Source organism: Quyinboa sediminis (assembly GCF_042219855.1).
Classification (GTDB): Bacteria; Bacteroidota; Bacteroidia; order Bacteroidales; family UBA5342; genus JBHJHP01.
Window position 1 is genome coordinate 525,068 of the sequence record NZ_JBHJHP010000003.1, and the last position, 14,785, is coordinate 539,852.

The following is a 14,785-nucleotide window of genomic DNA, read 5'->3' on the forward strand; positions in this document are numbered from 1 at the left end:
TCACTGTATCAGTTCCATTAGTCCGGTTTCATTAACGATTGTAATTTTTTTGCCATCAGCAACAATTAGTTTGTCTTTATCCAGCTCGCGCATTGCCCGCGTAAGCGAAGGTCGTGCCACACCAAATACTTCTGACAATTCATTATGGGATGCCTTTAATTCAAACGTTTTATTTCCCGCCTTTTTAGACTGCTGTATCAGGTAGTGTGCAATTTTACCCTTTATGGTCTGAAACGACAGAAACCGAATTCTTGAGGTAAGGAATTGGGCACGATTAGATACGAGACCCAGATAATTATTAAGGATGGTCTGGTTTTGCTGGAAAAGCTGTAACAGTGAGTCCTTCGGAATAACAAGTATTTCTGATTTTTGTAAAGCAACCACATCCACTGGAAAACGATTGTTCTTACCAAATATAAATGAAGGAGCCAGTGGTTTTCCCTGATCCAGTTCCTCTATACGGATAACTTTTCCGGAGAAATCCGTCATTTCACCTTTTACTTTACCTTTAATTACGACATACAAAAAACGGCATTCTTCATCGCTGAATGCAATCGTTTCTTTAGGATTGAATATTTTAACTTTATAAGAAATCTGTTCCAGTTCATTATCTATAGCTTCACCTGATAACCCGTGGAAAATTGGACATTTCATAAGAACTCCGGCAACATCAGTCATATTTATTATTTTTTTCAAATCTACATTTTTAACAGCCTCTACCCAATTATGTTCTGAATTTCGGTGAATCGACCAGTTTTTTCTTAAAATTTTCGGGGCATGTAACAAATGTTACCGCTTAAAAAGAATAAATCATAGCATTTTTGTAGTGTAAAATTAAACAAGATGCTTAGAGACGTTGTAAAAATAGATGAAAACCTATGTACCGGATGTGGCGACTGTGTTCCGGGATGTCATGAAGGTGCTCTGCAGATAATTGATGGGAAGGCCAGGTTGATCAGCGATCTGTTGTGTGATGGTCTGGGGGCCTGTCTTGGGCATTGTCCTACAGGAGCCTTAACCATAGAAAAACGTGAGGCAGAGCCATATGATGAGTTGAAAGTCATGGCTCTGATGGTTGAGAAAGGCCATAATACCGTAGTGGCTCATATGAAGCACTTAAAAGAACACGGAGAAACCGGATTTTTAAAGCAGGCCGTAGGGTATTTAAAAACCAATGCATCCGTAATCAGCCTGGATGTTCCTGCTATAATTTCTGAAGTGCATAACAGTGGTGGCTCTTGTGCAGTAAGACATGATAATCATAAGCCGGTAATGAAAATGCAGCATGCCGGCAGTAGCTGTCCCGGATCAAAAAGTATGAGTTTTGCACCTGCTGGTGTTACGGGTGCGACAGCGGCTAACTCCGAAGATTTTACAGCTCTGTCTCAATGGCCTGTTCAGATGCATCTTATTAATCCTGCCGCAGGCTATTTTAATGGTGCGGATGTACTAATTGCTGCTGATTGTGTCGCATTTGCCATGGGGAATTTTCACCAGAGGTTTTTAACGGGAAAAAAATTGTGTATAGCCTGTCCGAAGCTGGATTCAGGATTGGAAACTTATCTTGATAAAATGAAACGGTTAATTAATGAATCCGCTATCAATACGTTAACCGTAGTCATTATGGAAGTACCGTGCTGTTCAGGATTACTCCGGTTGGCTCAGATTGCTGTGGATCAGGCTTCAAGAAAGATTCCATTAAAAGCAGTTACAGTATCCATTCAGGGTAAGGTATTGAAAGAAGAATGGGTTTGAAACCAAAAATCAGAAAAATAAAATAAAATAATAAACCAAATAAATTTAAGATTTAACGATGAGTATGTTTTGTTATCAATGCCAGGAGGCAGCAAAAGGAACCGGTTGTACGGTAAAAGGAGTTTGTGGAAAAACGGATGAAGTGGCTGCAAGTCAGGATACCTTAATTTATGTGGCAAAAGGGATATCCTATCTGGCAAATGCACTGAACGAAGCCGGACAGAAAAGTGAAACCGCTGACAAATTTGTATTTGAGGCTTTGTTTATTACGATAACGAATGCCAATTTTGATAATGCAAAAATTGAGGATAAGATCAGGCAGGGAATGAAGCTTAAAGCAGAATTACTGGAAACTGTAAAATCATTTTTTGTTCCTGATTTCAAATATCCGGATGCAGTAACCTGGCATGCCGAAACGGAAAAGGAATTTGAGCTTAAGCGATTTGCGGTAAGTATTTTAAGTGAAGACAACGAAGATATCCGTTCGTTGAAGGAATTGTTGACTTATGGCTTGAAAGGCATGGCAGCATATGCAGAGCATGCATATAATCTGGGATATACCAATAATACCGTTTTTGATTTTATGCATAAGGCACTCGCAGCTACTTTGCTAAAGGGTATTTCTGCAGATGAACTAACGGGTCTTGTTTTGGAATGTGGCAAGCATGGTGTGGATGTGATGGCTCTTCTGGATCAGGCGAATACTGAAAGTTACGGTCATCCTGAATTATCCACTGTAAATATCGGTGTAAGAAATAATCCGGGTATACTGATTAGTGGTCATGATTTGAAAGATATGGAAGAACTGCTGAAGCAGACAGAAGGAACCGGTGTAGATGTATATACTCACAGCGAGATGCTTCCTGCAAACTATTATCCGGCATTTAAAAAGTACCGACACCTTGTAGGAAACTACGGTAACGCATGGTGGAAACAGAAAGAAGAGTTTGAAAGCTTTAACGGACCTGTATTGCTGACAACAAACTGTTTGGTTCCACCGAAGGAAAGCTATAAAAGCAGGGTTTATACTACCGGAGCTGCTGGTTTTGACGGATGTGAACATATAGAGGATCGTAAGGATGGCCAACCCAAGGACTTCTCGGCAATAATTGAACATGCCAAACATTGCGATGCTCCTCTGGAAATTGAACAGGGTTCTATAGTTGGTGGGTTTGCGCATAACCAGGTTTTTGCACTTGCCGATAAAGTTGTTGACGCCGTTAAATCAGGTGCTGTTAAGCAGTTTGTGGTTATGGCAGGTTGTGACGGACGAATGAAGAGCAGGGATTACTACACTGAATTTGCCAATGAATTGCCAAAGGATAATATAATTCTTACTGCCGGATGTGCGAAGTACAGATATAATAAACTGAGCCTGGGAGATATTGGCGGAATTCCTCGTGTGCTTGATGCGGGGCAGTGCAATGATTCATATTCGCTTGTAGTAATTGCTTTAAAGCTTAAAGAAGTTTTTGAATTGAACGACATCAATGAATTGCCAATTACCTATAATATTGCATGGTATGAGCAAAAGGCAGTAATTGTACTGTTGGCACTACTTTATCTTGGAGTTAAAAATATACACCTGGGACCAACATTACCAGCATTTGTTTCTCCCGGTGTTGCAAAAGTTCTGATTGACAATTTTGGATTAGGTACCATATCGGATGTGGAGAGTGATTTAGTGACAATGGGGTTAGCAGCAGTTTAGGATTGATTTTGGATGAACGGAACCTATATGGTACAAACGAAGGAGGGTGTCAATTAATTGACACCCTCCTTTTTGTTTTGAGTTTTTTTTACCAAAGTTTTGACGGGTATTCTCCATCAGCGATTAAACGGTTTAATCTGGCTACTGCATCCTCCTTATCTTCTTTATAGGTTACACCAAACCACTGAGCCGTTGTGCTTAATACCTTCACTTCCGCTTCTCCTTTATTTATAAGTGTATTCAATACCGATGGCATATAGAATTCTGCCTTGGGATTGTCGACATTCTCAGTGATAAATGCATTAAAGTATGCTTCGTAATAGGTAAATACGGAAGGTGTGAAAGCCATAAAGTTCATTGAAACAGGTTGTTGTGGATTCAGTTCGTGGAGAGTTCCGTTATCATCGTAAACAATTTTATCATTGTTTCTGAATATTTTTGTTCGTTCCACAATGTCGGTCAGGTTACCATCCTGATCTACGCCGCAGATGCCACGTGAAACTGATCCGAACTCAGATAAGGTTTTCTGCACCTCATATCCTAAAAGATAATAAGTTTTTGTTTCATTCGAAGTGGCATTTAATTCCTTTGCAACGGTTTCAAAGGCATCACGCCCATAAAAATCGTCGGCGTTGATCACAGCAAAAGGTGTCTTAACCGCATCTTTAGTCACCAACACAGCGTGTCCTGTTCCCCATGGTTTGGTTCGCTCCGGAGGTACGCTTAAACCCTCTGGTAGGTTATCCAGTTCTTGGTACACATATTCAACTTCTATTTTGCCCTCGAATTTACTTCCGAAATGGGCTTTGAACGCTGCTTCAATGTTTTCACGCACCACAAAGACCACTTTCCCGAATCCGGCTCTGATGGCATCAAAAACAGAGTACTCAATAATAGCTTCACCGTTCGGGCCAAACCCATCAATTTGTTTCAAACCTCCATAGCGGCTTCCCATTCCTGCCGCCAGTATTACTAGTGTTGGTTTCATTTTATTTTGTTTATTTTATTTGCAAAGTCAACAGAAACATAATTGTCATAACTCATACATACCTCGCTAGAAAAAGACGTGGCAATTTCAGTTATTTTTTTCCACATGGATTCATCTAGTTCTTTGAGTTCATTTCTGTTTATGTTATACTTAAATAAAGCGTAAGCAAAACCTGCGTTAAAGTTATCGCCGGCACCAATTGTACTCAGTGGCTCTAACTTCTGTACCGGGAACCGGTAAGTATGGTCTTTTAGTATTATTTTTATACCTTCTGAACTCATCGTGTAAATCAGGGGTTGTTCATTTTTACAAACCTGCCTGTATATCTCATCCGTGTTTTCTGATTTCAATATGTTGTAGAAGTCCTCATCAGATCCACGGATGATTGTGGCATCCGAAAAGTTTTCAAAAATAGTTGCTTTTATAGCATCCAGCTGATGAAGATGTGAGCTCCTGAAGTTAGGATCGTAATATACAATAGCGTTATTCTGATTGGCTTTGTTTACAAGGCCCTTTACCTGGTTTCTTAAAGCAGGATTAATGGCGAAGTATGATCCGAACAGGATGAAATCATCTGAGTGAACCTCCGGAAAACCTGATTGCAGGCGCTCTTTTGGATAAGTTTTATAAAACTCATACTCAGCATCATTATTTTCGTTCAGGAAGGCCAGAGCCAGGGCTGATTTACCATTTTCAAAACGGGTAATGTATTTTGTTTCAATATTATTCTGTTCCAGGAAGCGGATAATAAGATCTCCCACTTTATCTTTTCCTGTTTCACTGATAAAAGTAGATGGTATTCCGGTTCTGCCAAGCGATATAAGTGCATTAAATGAAGAGCCACCGGGTTTGGCTGCGACCGGTTGTTCATCTTTAAAAATGATATCGAGTACGGTTTCACCAATGGCGATAACTTTTCTCATTCTATTTTTCTTTAGCCTGTGTTCTGGATTTGTCACCGAGGTAGCCGCCATGATGGCGTTTGGCATAATCCATACTACTGAATTTAATTTTTTCCATCATTAATACGACCAGAATATTACCGATAACATTCATGACCGTGGTTGATGTAGTAGGGGAGAGTCCCAGCGGACATATTTCACCTGGATTGCCTGTCCAGATGGTTGAGTTGGCTTCGTTGGCCAGAAAACTATCTTGCTGACCGGTAATAACAATTACGGGAATATCCGGTATGAGAAACCGCGCCAGATCAATAAGCTCAATAATTTCCCGCGTTTTTCCGGAATTGGATATTAAAAGTAATACATCATTTTTCTGAAGCAAGCCGAGATCTCCATGTTGTGCTTCGCTCGGATGCATAAATGTGGCAGGAGTACCGGTGGAGCTGAATGTAGTTGCCATGTTGTGGGCTATTTGTCCTGCTTTCCCCATACCGCTGGTTACAAGCTTGCCACCTTTTATCTGAACCTGTTCAAATATAATATTGATTGCTTCCTCAAAAGATGCCTGTATCGGAATATTTTTAACGGCCTCTGATTCAAATTTCAGAAGCTCCGTAATGCGGTTTGTCATTGCCAATAATTTCTTATGCAGTCTTTTTGTAGACTTTAATCCAGTCCACAATAAGTTTTCCCGGTGCAGGGTGTTTTTTTGTTTTGTAAATCATGGAAGCGAGTTCCAGAGCCATCTCTTCCCCGGGAAGCCTGATTTCTGTTCTGAAAACCTCTTTATCATTTACTTTCCAGATGAGCATCTCATTTTGCCATTCAACCGAGAAGATATGAAAATCAGAATTTGGATTCAGTCCTTTAATTCTTGAAGTTCTTATTGTATGGCGTTTCCCATCATATGTGCTTACACCTACCATCGGTTTCCCTTTTTGAGAAATCTGTAACAGTTTTATCTGAATATTGCCTTTTGCCGAAACCAGTTGTACCGAGTGCGCAACTGGTGCATGGCTGTCGGTTTTAAGTTTAACCTTAAAAATACCCTGGTTTTGTTTAAAGCTTTTTCCGGTAGAAATAACTCCGGAGGTATATTTCATTTCCTTTTGTATAAAACCATGATCTTTGTCCCAGATTCTTCCGGTTGTGTTTTCAGCTCTTGTGTCAATAGTCATATAATCCCGGGATATTTCTATATTTCTACCATTGGAATATGCCTGAAGATGATTGCTGAGGCTGTAATTACCCTGGCCAAAGTCGGATCCAAGCTGAAAAGCTGTTTGCCATTTATGCATATCCAGTTTTTCAGGGGCAAAATCTTCTGCAAAAGTGATGTCGTAAAATTTATACAGATCAAACATGTTGGAATTATGGAACCTGACGTAATTCTTAATATTTATATCCTGATCCAGATTGTGAAACCGTTGTTCTTTCTTGGCCTGTTCAGTGTGATTCCATCGGTGCGCATCCTCACAAAAGGATTTATAAGCCTTAAATTTGTCTGATTCAACTTCTTCCTTAAGTTTGATGTATTGATTCAGGACTGTTGAACCTTCAATCTTCCTGTAACTTTTATATTTCTTTGAATTTTCAAATCTGAAAAAACGGTCCAGGTCAGCTAATTCCTTTCTTTTTTTCTTGTCGTTTATATCCCTGTAACTATCCGTTTTTCTGAATTCGAGATAGGCATTCAGTTCTGATGAATCCTTTAATTCAAAGTAGGCTTTTAAATCTTTATTTTTAGTTAACTTGTTAAATTCTTTAAGCCTGGAATATTCTTTTGTGGATTTCCATTTAAGACGTGTTATCCGATTTTTTTCATTTACAAATTCAGGAGAAGTTATCTCATCTTTTAATTCCAGATACTCCTTTAAATCCTCTGAATTAGCTGTTGCCAGTACTTCCTGATAAAGGCGCTTGTGTTCTGCGTCCTGTTTTTCTATCTTCTCTGTGCTGGGGAATTTATTTCCAAAAAGGCCCATGTTTTTTAATTTTTACAGACTCATGCCAAAAATACTAAAAATATTAACAGCAAAGAATGATAATATAGAATTAATTTTAAATTAAAGTGAGTGGTCGCGTATTACTTTTCCACTTTCAGAAAAACGTATTTTTTCAACTTTTATGATTTCACGGGGTTTTTCAAATACATCAAGTGAAGAATCTATTGTTTTTTTCAATTGCTGATAGGCATCTGAATTTTGTTTTTCAATCACTATAACGAGTTTTTGACCAAGGGTTTTATCTGTTTTTCCACTGATATAGAATGGAAAAGGAATTAACGTTTTAAGTTTGGATTCTATGTCTTCAGGAAAAACCTTAACCCCGCCGGTATTAATCACAAAATCAAATCGTCCTTTCCAGTAGAAATGATGATCATCAACCAGGTCAACAATGTCATTTGTTACGATGGGTTCCGTAGATACATGATCAGCATGAATTAAAAGACAATTTCTGTGGTCAATGCTGAAAGATACACCCGGGATTGCAGCATACGGATGAATGATCTCAGTGTGATTCAACGGTCTGAGTGCAATGTGACTCGCCGTTTCTGTCATGCCATATGACTGATAAATTCTTGTGTCGAATTCATTCAGCATATCGTGTGTTGAATTATCAAGCGGAGCACCTCCAATTAAAACGACCTCTGTTTTTTTCAGGGAATCAGGATGTTCAATGGATTTTTTTAACTGCATAGGTGTCATTGCAACAAAATCAATTTTTTCATTCAGTTTAGCCAGCGGATTGCTGTCGGGTTCCTGGAGCAATAAGTTCATCCCGCTGGCGATCGCCCTGATTATCATCAGCTTTCCTGCAATGTAATTCACAGGTAGACAGAGTAATGCAGTGCTTTTTCCTGTCAGCTTGAAAATTGAACAGGTCTTTAATGCTGAAGCAAAGATGATTGATTTTTGCAGTTCGAGGCTTGTTGGTGCACCTGTTGAGCCTGAAGTGCTTACCTGAATAACGGTATCCCCGTTATACCATTCTTTAAGAAAATGAAAAACCTCAGTACTGAATTTATCGGCTTTAAACATACCGGTGGGTGTAGTCTCGCTAAAATATGCAGGATCATACCAGTTGTTATTCAGTTTTATCGGATTCAACGGATTTGGCATAATGAAACAGCATTTATTATTTGTTTCTTTCCATTACAAATATACCACAGGTACCTTCCTGATCAATGCTGCTGCCAATAATTTTACCTTCACTGTTAATGTTACCTTCCCAGTTATCCAGCGAATATTCTGTCCTGAAATCTCCACCGTTCAGGATTTTATATGATGTACCTTTCAGAACAATTTTCCTGTCAAGTACAATGCCTGCAAGCTTTTGAATCAGGTGCAAGGGGGACTGACCTTTAATGTTTTCTGTCATTTCAATCTCACCCCATAATTTGTTGTCCTCCTGGAATAGTTTGGCTACACCATTGCAGACTCCTGTTTCGAATTCTTCTTTGAAGAACCATTTCCCGGAAATATCCATACTAATTGTTTTAGCAGAATTCAAATATAACGTTATTCTTAATCTGATTTGTCAAAAATATGTGAATTAATAATTAAGTAATAGGTGGATGCTTTTTGAGGATACATGTGATTAAATGTTAAATTTATTCAAATCCCTTTTAGAATCAGCAATTTGATTCTGTACGGTGTTTATGTTAAATTGAATTAATAGAATATTTTTAGTAATTTTGTGCGATCTTTTCAACAACAAAGTATGGAAGCAAAAAAGGTTCTATTTATATTTCAGGAAATTACTCCCTATGTCCCCGAGTCAGAATTATCAACAATTGGTCGCAATTTACCGCAAGGTATACAGGAAGCAGGAAAAGAAATCCGGACCTTTATGCCACGGTATGGTTTAATTAATGAAAGACGAAACCAGTTGCATGAAGTTATACGTTTGTCGGGAATGAACCTGATAATTGATGATACAGATCATCCACTTATTATTAAAGTGGCTTCTATACAGGCTGTTAGGTTGCAGGTCTATTTTATTGATAACGAAGACTTTTTTCAGCGTAAAGCTATTGTGGCTGATGATGATGGTAAAGAATTCGAAGATAACGATGAAAGAGCTATATTTTTTGCCAGGGGAGTGCTTGAGACCGTTAAAAAACTGAGATGGTCACCGGATATAATTCATTGTCATGGCTGGATGTCTGCATTAGTGCCGTTGTTTATTAAAAAGTCATACCATGATGATCCGTTCTTTCAGCATTCTAAAATGGTTTATTCTGTATATGACAATCCGTTTGAAAATACATTCAGGGATTTATTTAAAGAAAAAATTCTGATGCCGGGGATAACAGCCGATGATTTAAGCCTGGTGGAAAAACCCGATTTTGTGAATCTGAATAAACTGGCGGTTCATTACTCTGATGCTGTAATCCAGGGAAGTGAAAATATAGATAAGAACATAAAAAAATATATTGATGCCGAGCAAAAGAAATTCCTTGGTTATCAGGCACCTGAGGAATATATTCAGTCTTATGATCGGTTTTATGATGAAATTTTAAGTTAAATTAACGCCGTTTAGTGTATAAAAACCCGTGTATAAACGTTATTCCCGAAAAAATATATATGAATTTTAAACCCTTACTGTTAGTATTAATTGTAATTGCTGCTATCACAGGTTGTACTCAGGATGAAAATATCATCGGTGGTTCCATCAGTCCACTTAAAGATAAAATCAATGTTGCTTACGTTGATTCTGTTCCATTCAAAGCTTTTAGTTTTAAACCTGCTGCCCATACGTTAAGGACAGATGGAGGTGTTGAAGGAAATGACTATTTTTTACTTGGTGGTCTGAAACCCGATATTGCAGATGCCGCTGGAATAAAGGGGGATATTGCTATGGAATTCTGGTATAAGGAACTTGATATCACACAATCCAGTCCGGATAGTATTCTTGTAGTTGACAGTGTTTTACTGGTATTGCTGCAAAATAGCTACGATGGTGATTCCACCGCTCTACACTTTTTTGAGGTTTATGAATTGGATAAACTACTCTCCAACAGTGAGGATTATTTTGCAGATGAAAATCCTGAAGACTATTATTCTGAAGAAAACAAGATTGGAGAAAAACAAATACAGACTATTGATTTCACCGTACCAGACAGTATAAGATGGTCGCAAAATTATATGCATCATATTTCAATTCCATTGTCAAAATCGATCGGAGAACGTATTATTGAAAATTATGATGATATATATAATAATGTAAATAAATTCAGGGAATTATTTAAGGGCGTTTATATTAAAACCACCTTCGGTTCCAAGGCTATGATGCATATATATCCTTTTATGTCTACATCATCACCAACCGTAAGCTATACCGATTTTAGTGCCCTGAACCTGGTCTATCATTACAATCCTGCTGATACTGCAATTGTTGGAGAGGATACGGTGATTACTTATCCGGAGCGTGATACATCATTCTATGCAGTTCAGAGTATTGTAGTTAATAATGAATGCCCGCGTTTTAATGTGATCCGGAAAAACTATGGTGATTATGATTTTTCATTTAATGCCAACACGGTACAACCATCGGCGCTATATCTACAGGGATTAAATGTTTCAAAAGTGCGTTTGAAATTTCCTGCTGTTTACACCCTTGATGCATTTAAACCTCTTGCAGGAGAAGATAGTGCAAGAATTGCGATAAACAGTGCAAAACTGACACTTCAGATTGATAAAAATATTCAGGATATTAATCAGTATTTTCCACCTGTTAGGTTGCTGTTGAGAAGAGATACACTGGGACGCGATACAATAGGAAATGTTACATATATTCCGGATGAAGCAGTTTATGTGGCTCAAAATAAAACCGCCAGTTATACCTATGGAACTTTAATAAGTGACTATACGTATGAATTTAATATTGCAGAATATATTCAGGATCTTTTTGACAGCAAAGTAGACCATCCGGATGATCTCATACTTTCTGTTTCGGATAATGTGAATAATCCTGGATTTGTATTCCTGAATGGTTTGACCAAAAGCAGTGATAACCTGAAACTGGAAATTGTGTATACTAGATATTAAAGTTAAAGAGTATGTGTGGAATAGTTGGTTACATAGGATCGAAAGATGCGTGTCCTATTTTAATAAATGGGTTGAAAAGACTTGAATACAGAGGCTATGATTCAGCAGGTATAGCACTTTATAATAATGATAATATCTCCGTTTTTAAAAAGAAAGGAAAGGTATCTAAGCTGGAAGAAAACCTGCAGGGAAAAGATACGGAAGGATCGATAGGTATCGGTCATACAAGGTGGGCAACCCATGGTGAGCCTAATGATGTAAACGCACATCCGCATATGTCAATGAATGAAAAATTTGTCCTCATTCATAACGGCATAATAGAAAATTACGGCACCCTTAAAGCATTTCTTCTTACCAAGGGCTATGAATTTAAAAGTGAAACAGATACCGAAGTTCTGGTAAACTGGATTGAATATGTTTACATGAGCGAGGAAATATCTGCTGAAAAAGCCATTCGTTCGGCTTTGGCTAAGGTGATTGGTGCTTTTGGACTGGTCATAATCTGTAGGGAAGAAGGCGATAAACTAATTGCCACAAGAAGGGGGAGTCCATTGGTAGTCGGTGTTGGTGATAATGAGTACTTTCTGGCATCAGATGCAACACCTATCATTGAATATACCAAACGGGTGATGTATCTTGATGATGATGATATTGTAATCCTGACCAATGATTCATTACAATTAAAAAATATTCATAGTAATGGTAACATGACGCCACTTATCCATAAGCTGGATATGGATGTTAATGATATCGACAAGGGCGGTTTTGACCATTTCATGCTGAAAGAGATTTTTGAACAACCTACAGCCGTTTTGGATACCATCCGTGGACGTGTGGCTGCTGATGGAAGTTCTGTACGTCTGGGAGGAATCAGGGAGGTGATGCCGAAACTTGAAAAGGCAAACCGTTTAATTATAATTGCCTGCGGAACATCGTGGCATGCCGGTCTGGTTGGTGAGTATTTATTTGAAAAATATGCCAAACTCCCGGTGGAAGTAGAATATGCATCTGAATTCCGGTATCGGGAACCAATTATAACAGAAGATGATGTTGTACTGGCTATCACGCAAAGTGGAGAGACCGCTGATACCTTAGCTGCAATCCGTATGGCGAAGAAAGCTGGCGCTACTGTCCTTGGTATTTGTAACGTGGTTGGCTCGAGTATTTCACGTGAGACAGATGCCGGGGTTTACACCTATGCCGGACCGGAAATAGGTGTAGCCTCAACAAAAGCATTTACGAGTCAGATTACCGTGCTTACAATGATGACATTGATGCTGGCACAACGTAAAGGTACCATTGATGAAGATACATTTCAGGCAATGGCACTGGGTTTGCGAAATATGCCGGATAAAATACGTTTGTTGCTAAAGCAGAACGATCATATAAAAGAACTTGCCGAAAAGTATGCCGAGGCGACTAATTCGCTTTACTTAGGACGTGGTATTCAATTCCCGGTGGCATTGGAAGGCGCCTTGAAACTGAAGGAGATATCATATATCCATGCCGAAGGATATCCTGCGGCAGAAATGAAACACGGTCCGATTGCATTGATCGATGAGAAGCTTCCGGTGGTATTTGTGGCAGCCAAAGATCCTAATTATGAAAAAGTGGTCAGTAATATTCAGGAGGTTATTGCACGAAAAGGAGTTGTAATAGCGGTTGTGACAGAAGATGATGAACATATCAGACATATGGCAACTCACGTCATTGAGGTTCCTGAAACACATGCGGCACTGACACCATTATTGTCTGTAATTCCCCTGCAGTTGTTTTCCTACCACATTGCAGTAAAACTTGGACGGAATGTGGATCAGCCAAGAAATCTGGCTAAATCTGTTACAGTAGAATAAAAAAAGATAAAATATATTTTAAAAGGGGATAGGTTTTTACTCAATCTGTCCCTTTTTTTAATACCTCCATTTGTTGGCTAATGCAACCAAAGAAAGCATTACCGGAACCTCTACCAAAACACCCACAACGGTTACCAGGGCAGCAGGCGATTGCAGGCCAAACAAGGCAATAGCAACGGCTACGGCCAGTTCAAAAAAGTTGCTGGCGCCAATCATGGCAGCCGGTGAACAAATGGCATGAGGCAACTTTAAAAAGCGTCCTGCAAACCATGCTATAAAAAATATGAAGTAGGTTTGAATAACCAGTGGTACAGCTACAAGCAGAATTATCAATGGTTTTTGTGTAATAGTAGATCCCTGAAATGCAAATAACAGGATCAGGGTAACTAACAATGCAATAATGGAAACGGGTTTGAATTTCGGAAGGAAACTGGATGTAAACCAGGCCTCGCTTTTCTTTCGTATCAGAATCTTATGTGTGAGATAACCTGCAAGTAGTGGTATGACCACGAAAATAAAAATACTTGCAACAAGTGTGTTGTAGGGTATTGTAATATTGGTGATCCCTAAAAGTAATCCAACGATAGGTACAAAGGCGACCAGGATGATCAGATCATTTACCGAAACCTGTACCAGCGTATAGTTGGGATCACCGTTAGTAAGATAACTCCATACAAACACCATGGCAGTACAGGGAGCTGCACCAAGCAGTATGGCACCGGCAATATATTCGCCTGCCATTTCTGGTGAGATAATAGCAGAATAAATCTTTGAGAAAAAGATCCATGCGAAGAAGGCCATTGAAAAAGGTTTGATCAGCCAGTTTATAACCAGGGTAAGAATCAAGCCTTTTGGTCTTTTTCGCACATCCTTTAAGCTCGAAAAGTCCACCTGCAACATCATCGGGTAGATCATAAGCCATACCAGGATGGCAACCGGCAAATTGACGTTGAAGATTTCCAGTTCACTCAGAAATTTTATGGTATCACCGGTGAAATGCCCTATGGCAATTCCTGTTGCAATACACAGAGCGACCCAAAGTGTCAGGTATTTTTCAAAGAAACCTATTCTTCTTTCTGATGATTCCATTTTAAAGTTGTGGTTTTATCTCATGGATATAGAGATTATAAAATGCTTCTTTAATTTCATCTCTGACCCTGATGAATTCACTCCAAATAAATTCATCTGTACCGGTGGCATGTGATGGGTCATCAAACCCGATATGTAAACGGTGTTTAACCTTGCCTAAAAAAGCCGGACAGGTTTCATTGGCTCCGCCGCATACAGTAATCACATAATCCCATTGGTCGTTCAGATATTTATCAACTGAATCAGAAGTATGGTGACTGATGTCAATACCTGCCTCTTTCATGACTTCTACAGCTTTGCTGCTTAATTTACCCGAAGCGTTGGTGCCGGCAGAGCATACTGTTAAACCGGGATCAAACGACTGAAGAAAACCATGTGCCATCTGACTACGGCAGCTGTTTCCTGTGCATAAGATTAAAACTTTCATATGATTA

At 38.9% G+C, this 14,785-nt stretch carries 14 protein-coding genes; 5 read left to right on the top strand and 9 right to left on the bottom strand.

All coding sequences use genetic code 11. From position 1 onward, the window contains the following. Positions 1 to 696 (bottom strand): Crp/Fnr family transcriptional regulator, encoded by a 696-nt coding sequence (locus tag ACE1EF_RS10145; RefSeq protein ID WP_375720545.1) that lies wholly within the window; start codon positions 694 to 696, stop codon positions 1 to 3. A 147-nt stretch (positions 697 to 843) separates the two neighbouring features. On the opposite strand from ACE1EF_RS10145, the gene ACE1EF_RS10150 reads away from it, so the two are divergent. Continuing rightward, complete coding sequence (locus ACE1EF_RS10150; RefSeq protein ID WP_375720546.1) at positions 844 to 1,755, top strand: ATP-binding protein; 912 nt, start codon at positions 844 to 846, stop codon at positions 1,753 to 1,755. A gap of 58 nt (positions 1,756 to 1,813) precedes the next feature. Continuing rightward, a complete protein-coding gene (gene hcp / locus ACE1EF_RS10155; protein WP_375720547.1) occupies positions 1,814 to 3,466 on the top strand; it encodes a hydroxylamine reductase in 1,653 nt (550 codons plus the stop codon). An 88-nt stretch (positions 3,467 to 3,554) separates the two neighbouring features. Here the strand turns inward: hcp and ACE1EF_RS10160 are convergent, their stop codons facing one another. From ACE1EF_RS10160 to ACE1EF_RS10185, 6 genes are all read right to left on the bottom strand, one after another. Further along, positions 3,555 to 4,454, bottom strand: a complete 900-nt coding sequence (locus ACE1EF_RS10160) for a nucleotidyltransferase family protein (RefSeq protein WP_375720548.1) — start codon at positions 4,452 to 4,454, stop codon at positions 3,555 to 3,557. Then, positions 4,451 to 5,377, bottom strand: coding sequence for a PfkB family carbohydrate kinase (locus ACE1EF_RS10165; RefSeq protein WP_375720549.1), 927 nt, complete (start codon positions 5,375 to 5,377; stop codon positions 4,451 to 4,453). Before ACE1EF_RS10165 ends, ACE1EF_RS10160 begins: the two co-directional genes overlap by 4 nt. A gap of 1 nt (position 5,378) precedes the next feature. After that, entirely contained in the window at positions 5,379 to 5,987 is a 609-nt protein-coding gene (locus ACE1EF_RS10170; protein WP_375720550.1) for an SIS domain-containing protein, read from the bottom strand. 13 nt (positions 5,988 to 6,000) lie between these two features. After that, a complete protein-coding gene (locus tag ACE1EF_RS10175; RefSeq protein ID WP_375720551.1) occupies positions 6,001 to 7,341 on the bottom strand; it encodes a family 16 glycosylhydrolase in 1,341 nt (446 codons plus the stop codon). Between the two features lie 81 nt (positions 7,342 to 7,422). Further along, the gene (locus ACE1EF_RS10180; protein WP_375720552.1) at positions 7,423 to 8,478 is read right to left on the bottom strand and encodes an AMP-binding protein; all 1,056 of its coding nucleotides are present in this window, start codon (positions 8,476 to 8,478) and stop codon (positions 7,423 to 7,425) included. Positions 8,479 to 8,494: 16 nt separating this feature from the next. After that, on the bottom strand, positions 8,495 to 8,845 hold the full coding sequence (locus ACE1EF_RS10185) for a hypothetical protein (RefSeq protein ID WP_375720553.1): 351 nt from the start codon (positions 8,843 to 8,845) through the stop codon (positions 8,495 to 8,497). Between the two features lie 234 nt (positions 8,846 to 9,079). Here ACE1EF_RS10185 and ACE1EF_RS10190 point away from each other — a divergent pair, with 234 nt between their 5' ends. From ACE1EF_RS10190 to glmS, 3 genes are read left to right on the top strand one after another with little or no spacing between them, the layout of a single operon-like run. Further along, positions 9,080 to 9,886 (top strand): glycogen/starch synthase, encoded by an 807-nt coding sequence (locus ACE1EF_RS10190; protein ID WP_375720554.1) that lies wholly within the window; start codon positions 9,080 to 9,082, stop codon positions 9,884 to 9,886. A 59-nt stretch (positions 9,887 to 9,945) separates the two neighbouring features. Further along, positions 9,946 to 11,409 carry a DUF4270 family protein gene (locus ACE1EF_RS10195; RefSeq protein WP_375720555.1) on the top strand — a complete coding sequence of 488 codons (1,464 nt, stop codon included), beginning with the start codon at positions 9,946 to 9,948 and terminating at the stop codon, positions 11,407 to 11,409. Positions 11,410 to 11,420: 11 nt separating this feature from the next. Further along, a complete protein-coding gene (gene glmS, locus ACE1EF_RS10200; protein ID WP_375720556.1) occupies positions 11,421 to 13,262 on the top strand; it encodes a glutamine--fructose-6-phosphate transaminase (isomerizing) in 1,842 nt (613 codons plus the stop codon). 57 nt (positions 13,263 to 13,319) lie between these two features. Here glmS and arsB read toward each other — a convergent pair whose 3' ends face one another. Both arsB and ACE1EF_RS10210 read right to left on the bottom strand, forming a co-directional pair. Continuing rightward, entirely contained in the window at positions 13,320 to 14,351 is a 1,032-nt protein-coding gene (gene arsB / locus ACE1EF_RS10205) for an ACR3 family arsenite efflux transporter (RefSeq protein WP_375720557.1), read from the bottom strand. Between the two features lies 1 nt (position 14,352). Continuing rightward, on the bottom strand, positions 14,353 to 14,778 hold the full coding sequence (locus ACE1EF_RS10210) for an arsenate reductase ArsC (RefSeq protein WP_375720558.1): 426 nt from the start codon (positions 14,776 to 14,778) through the stop codon (positions 14,353 to 14,355). Positions 14,779 to 14,785: the final 7 nt, after the last annotated feature.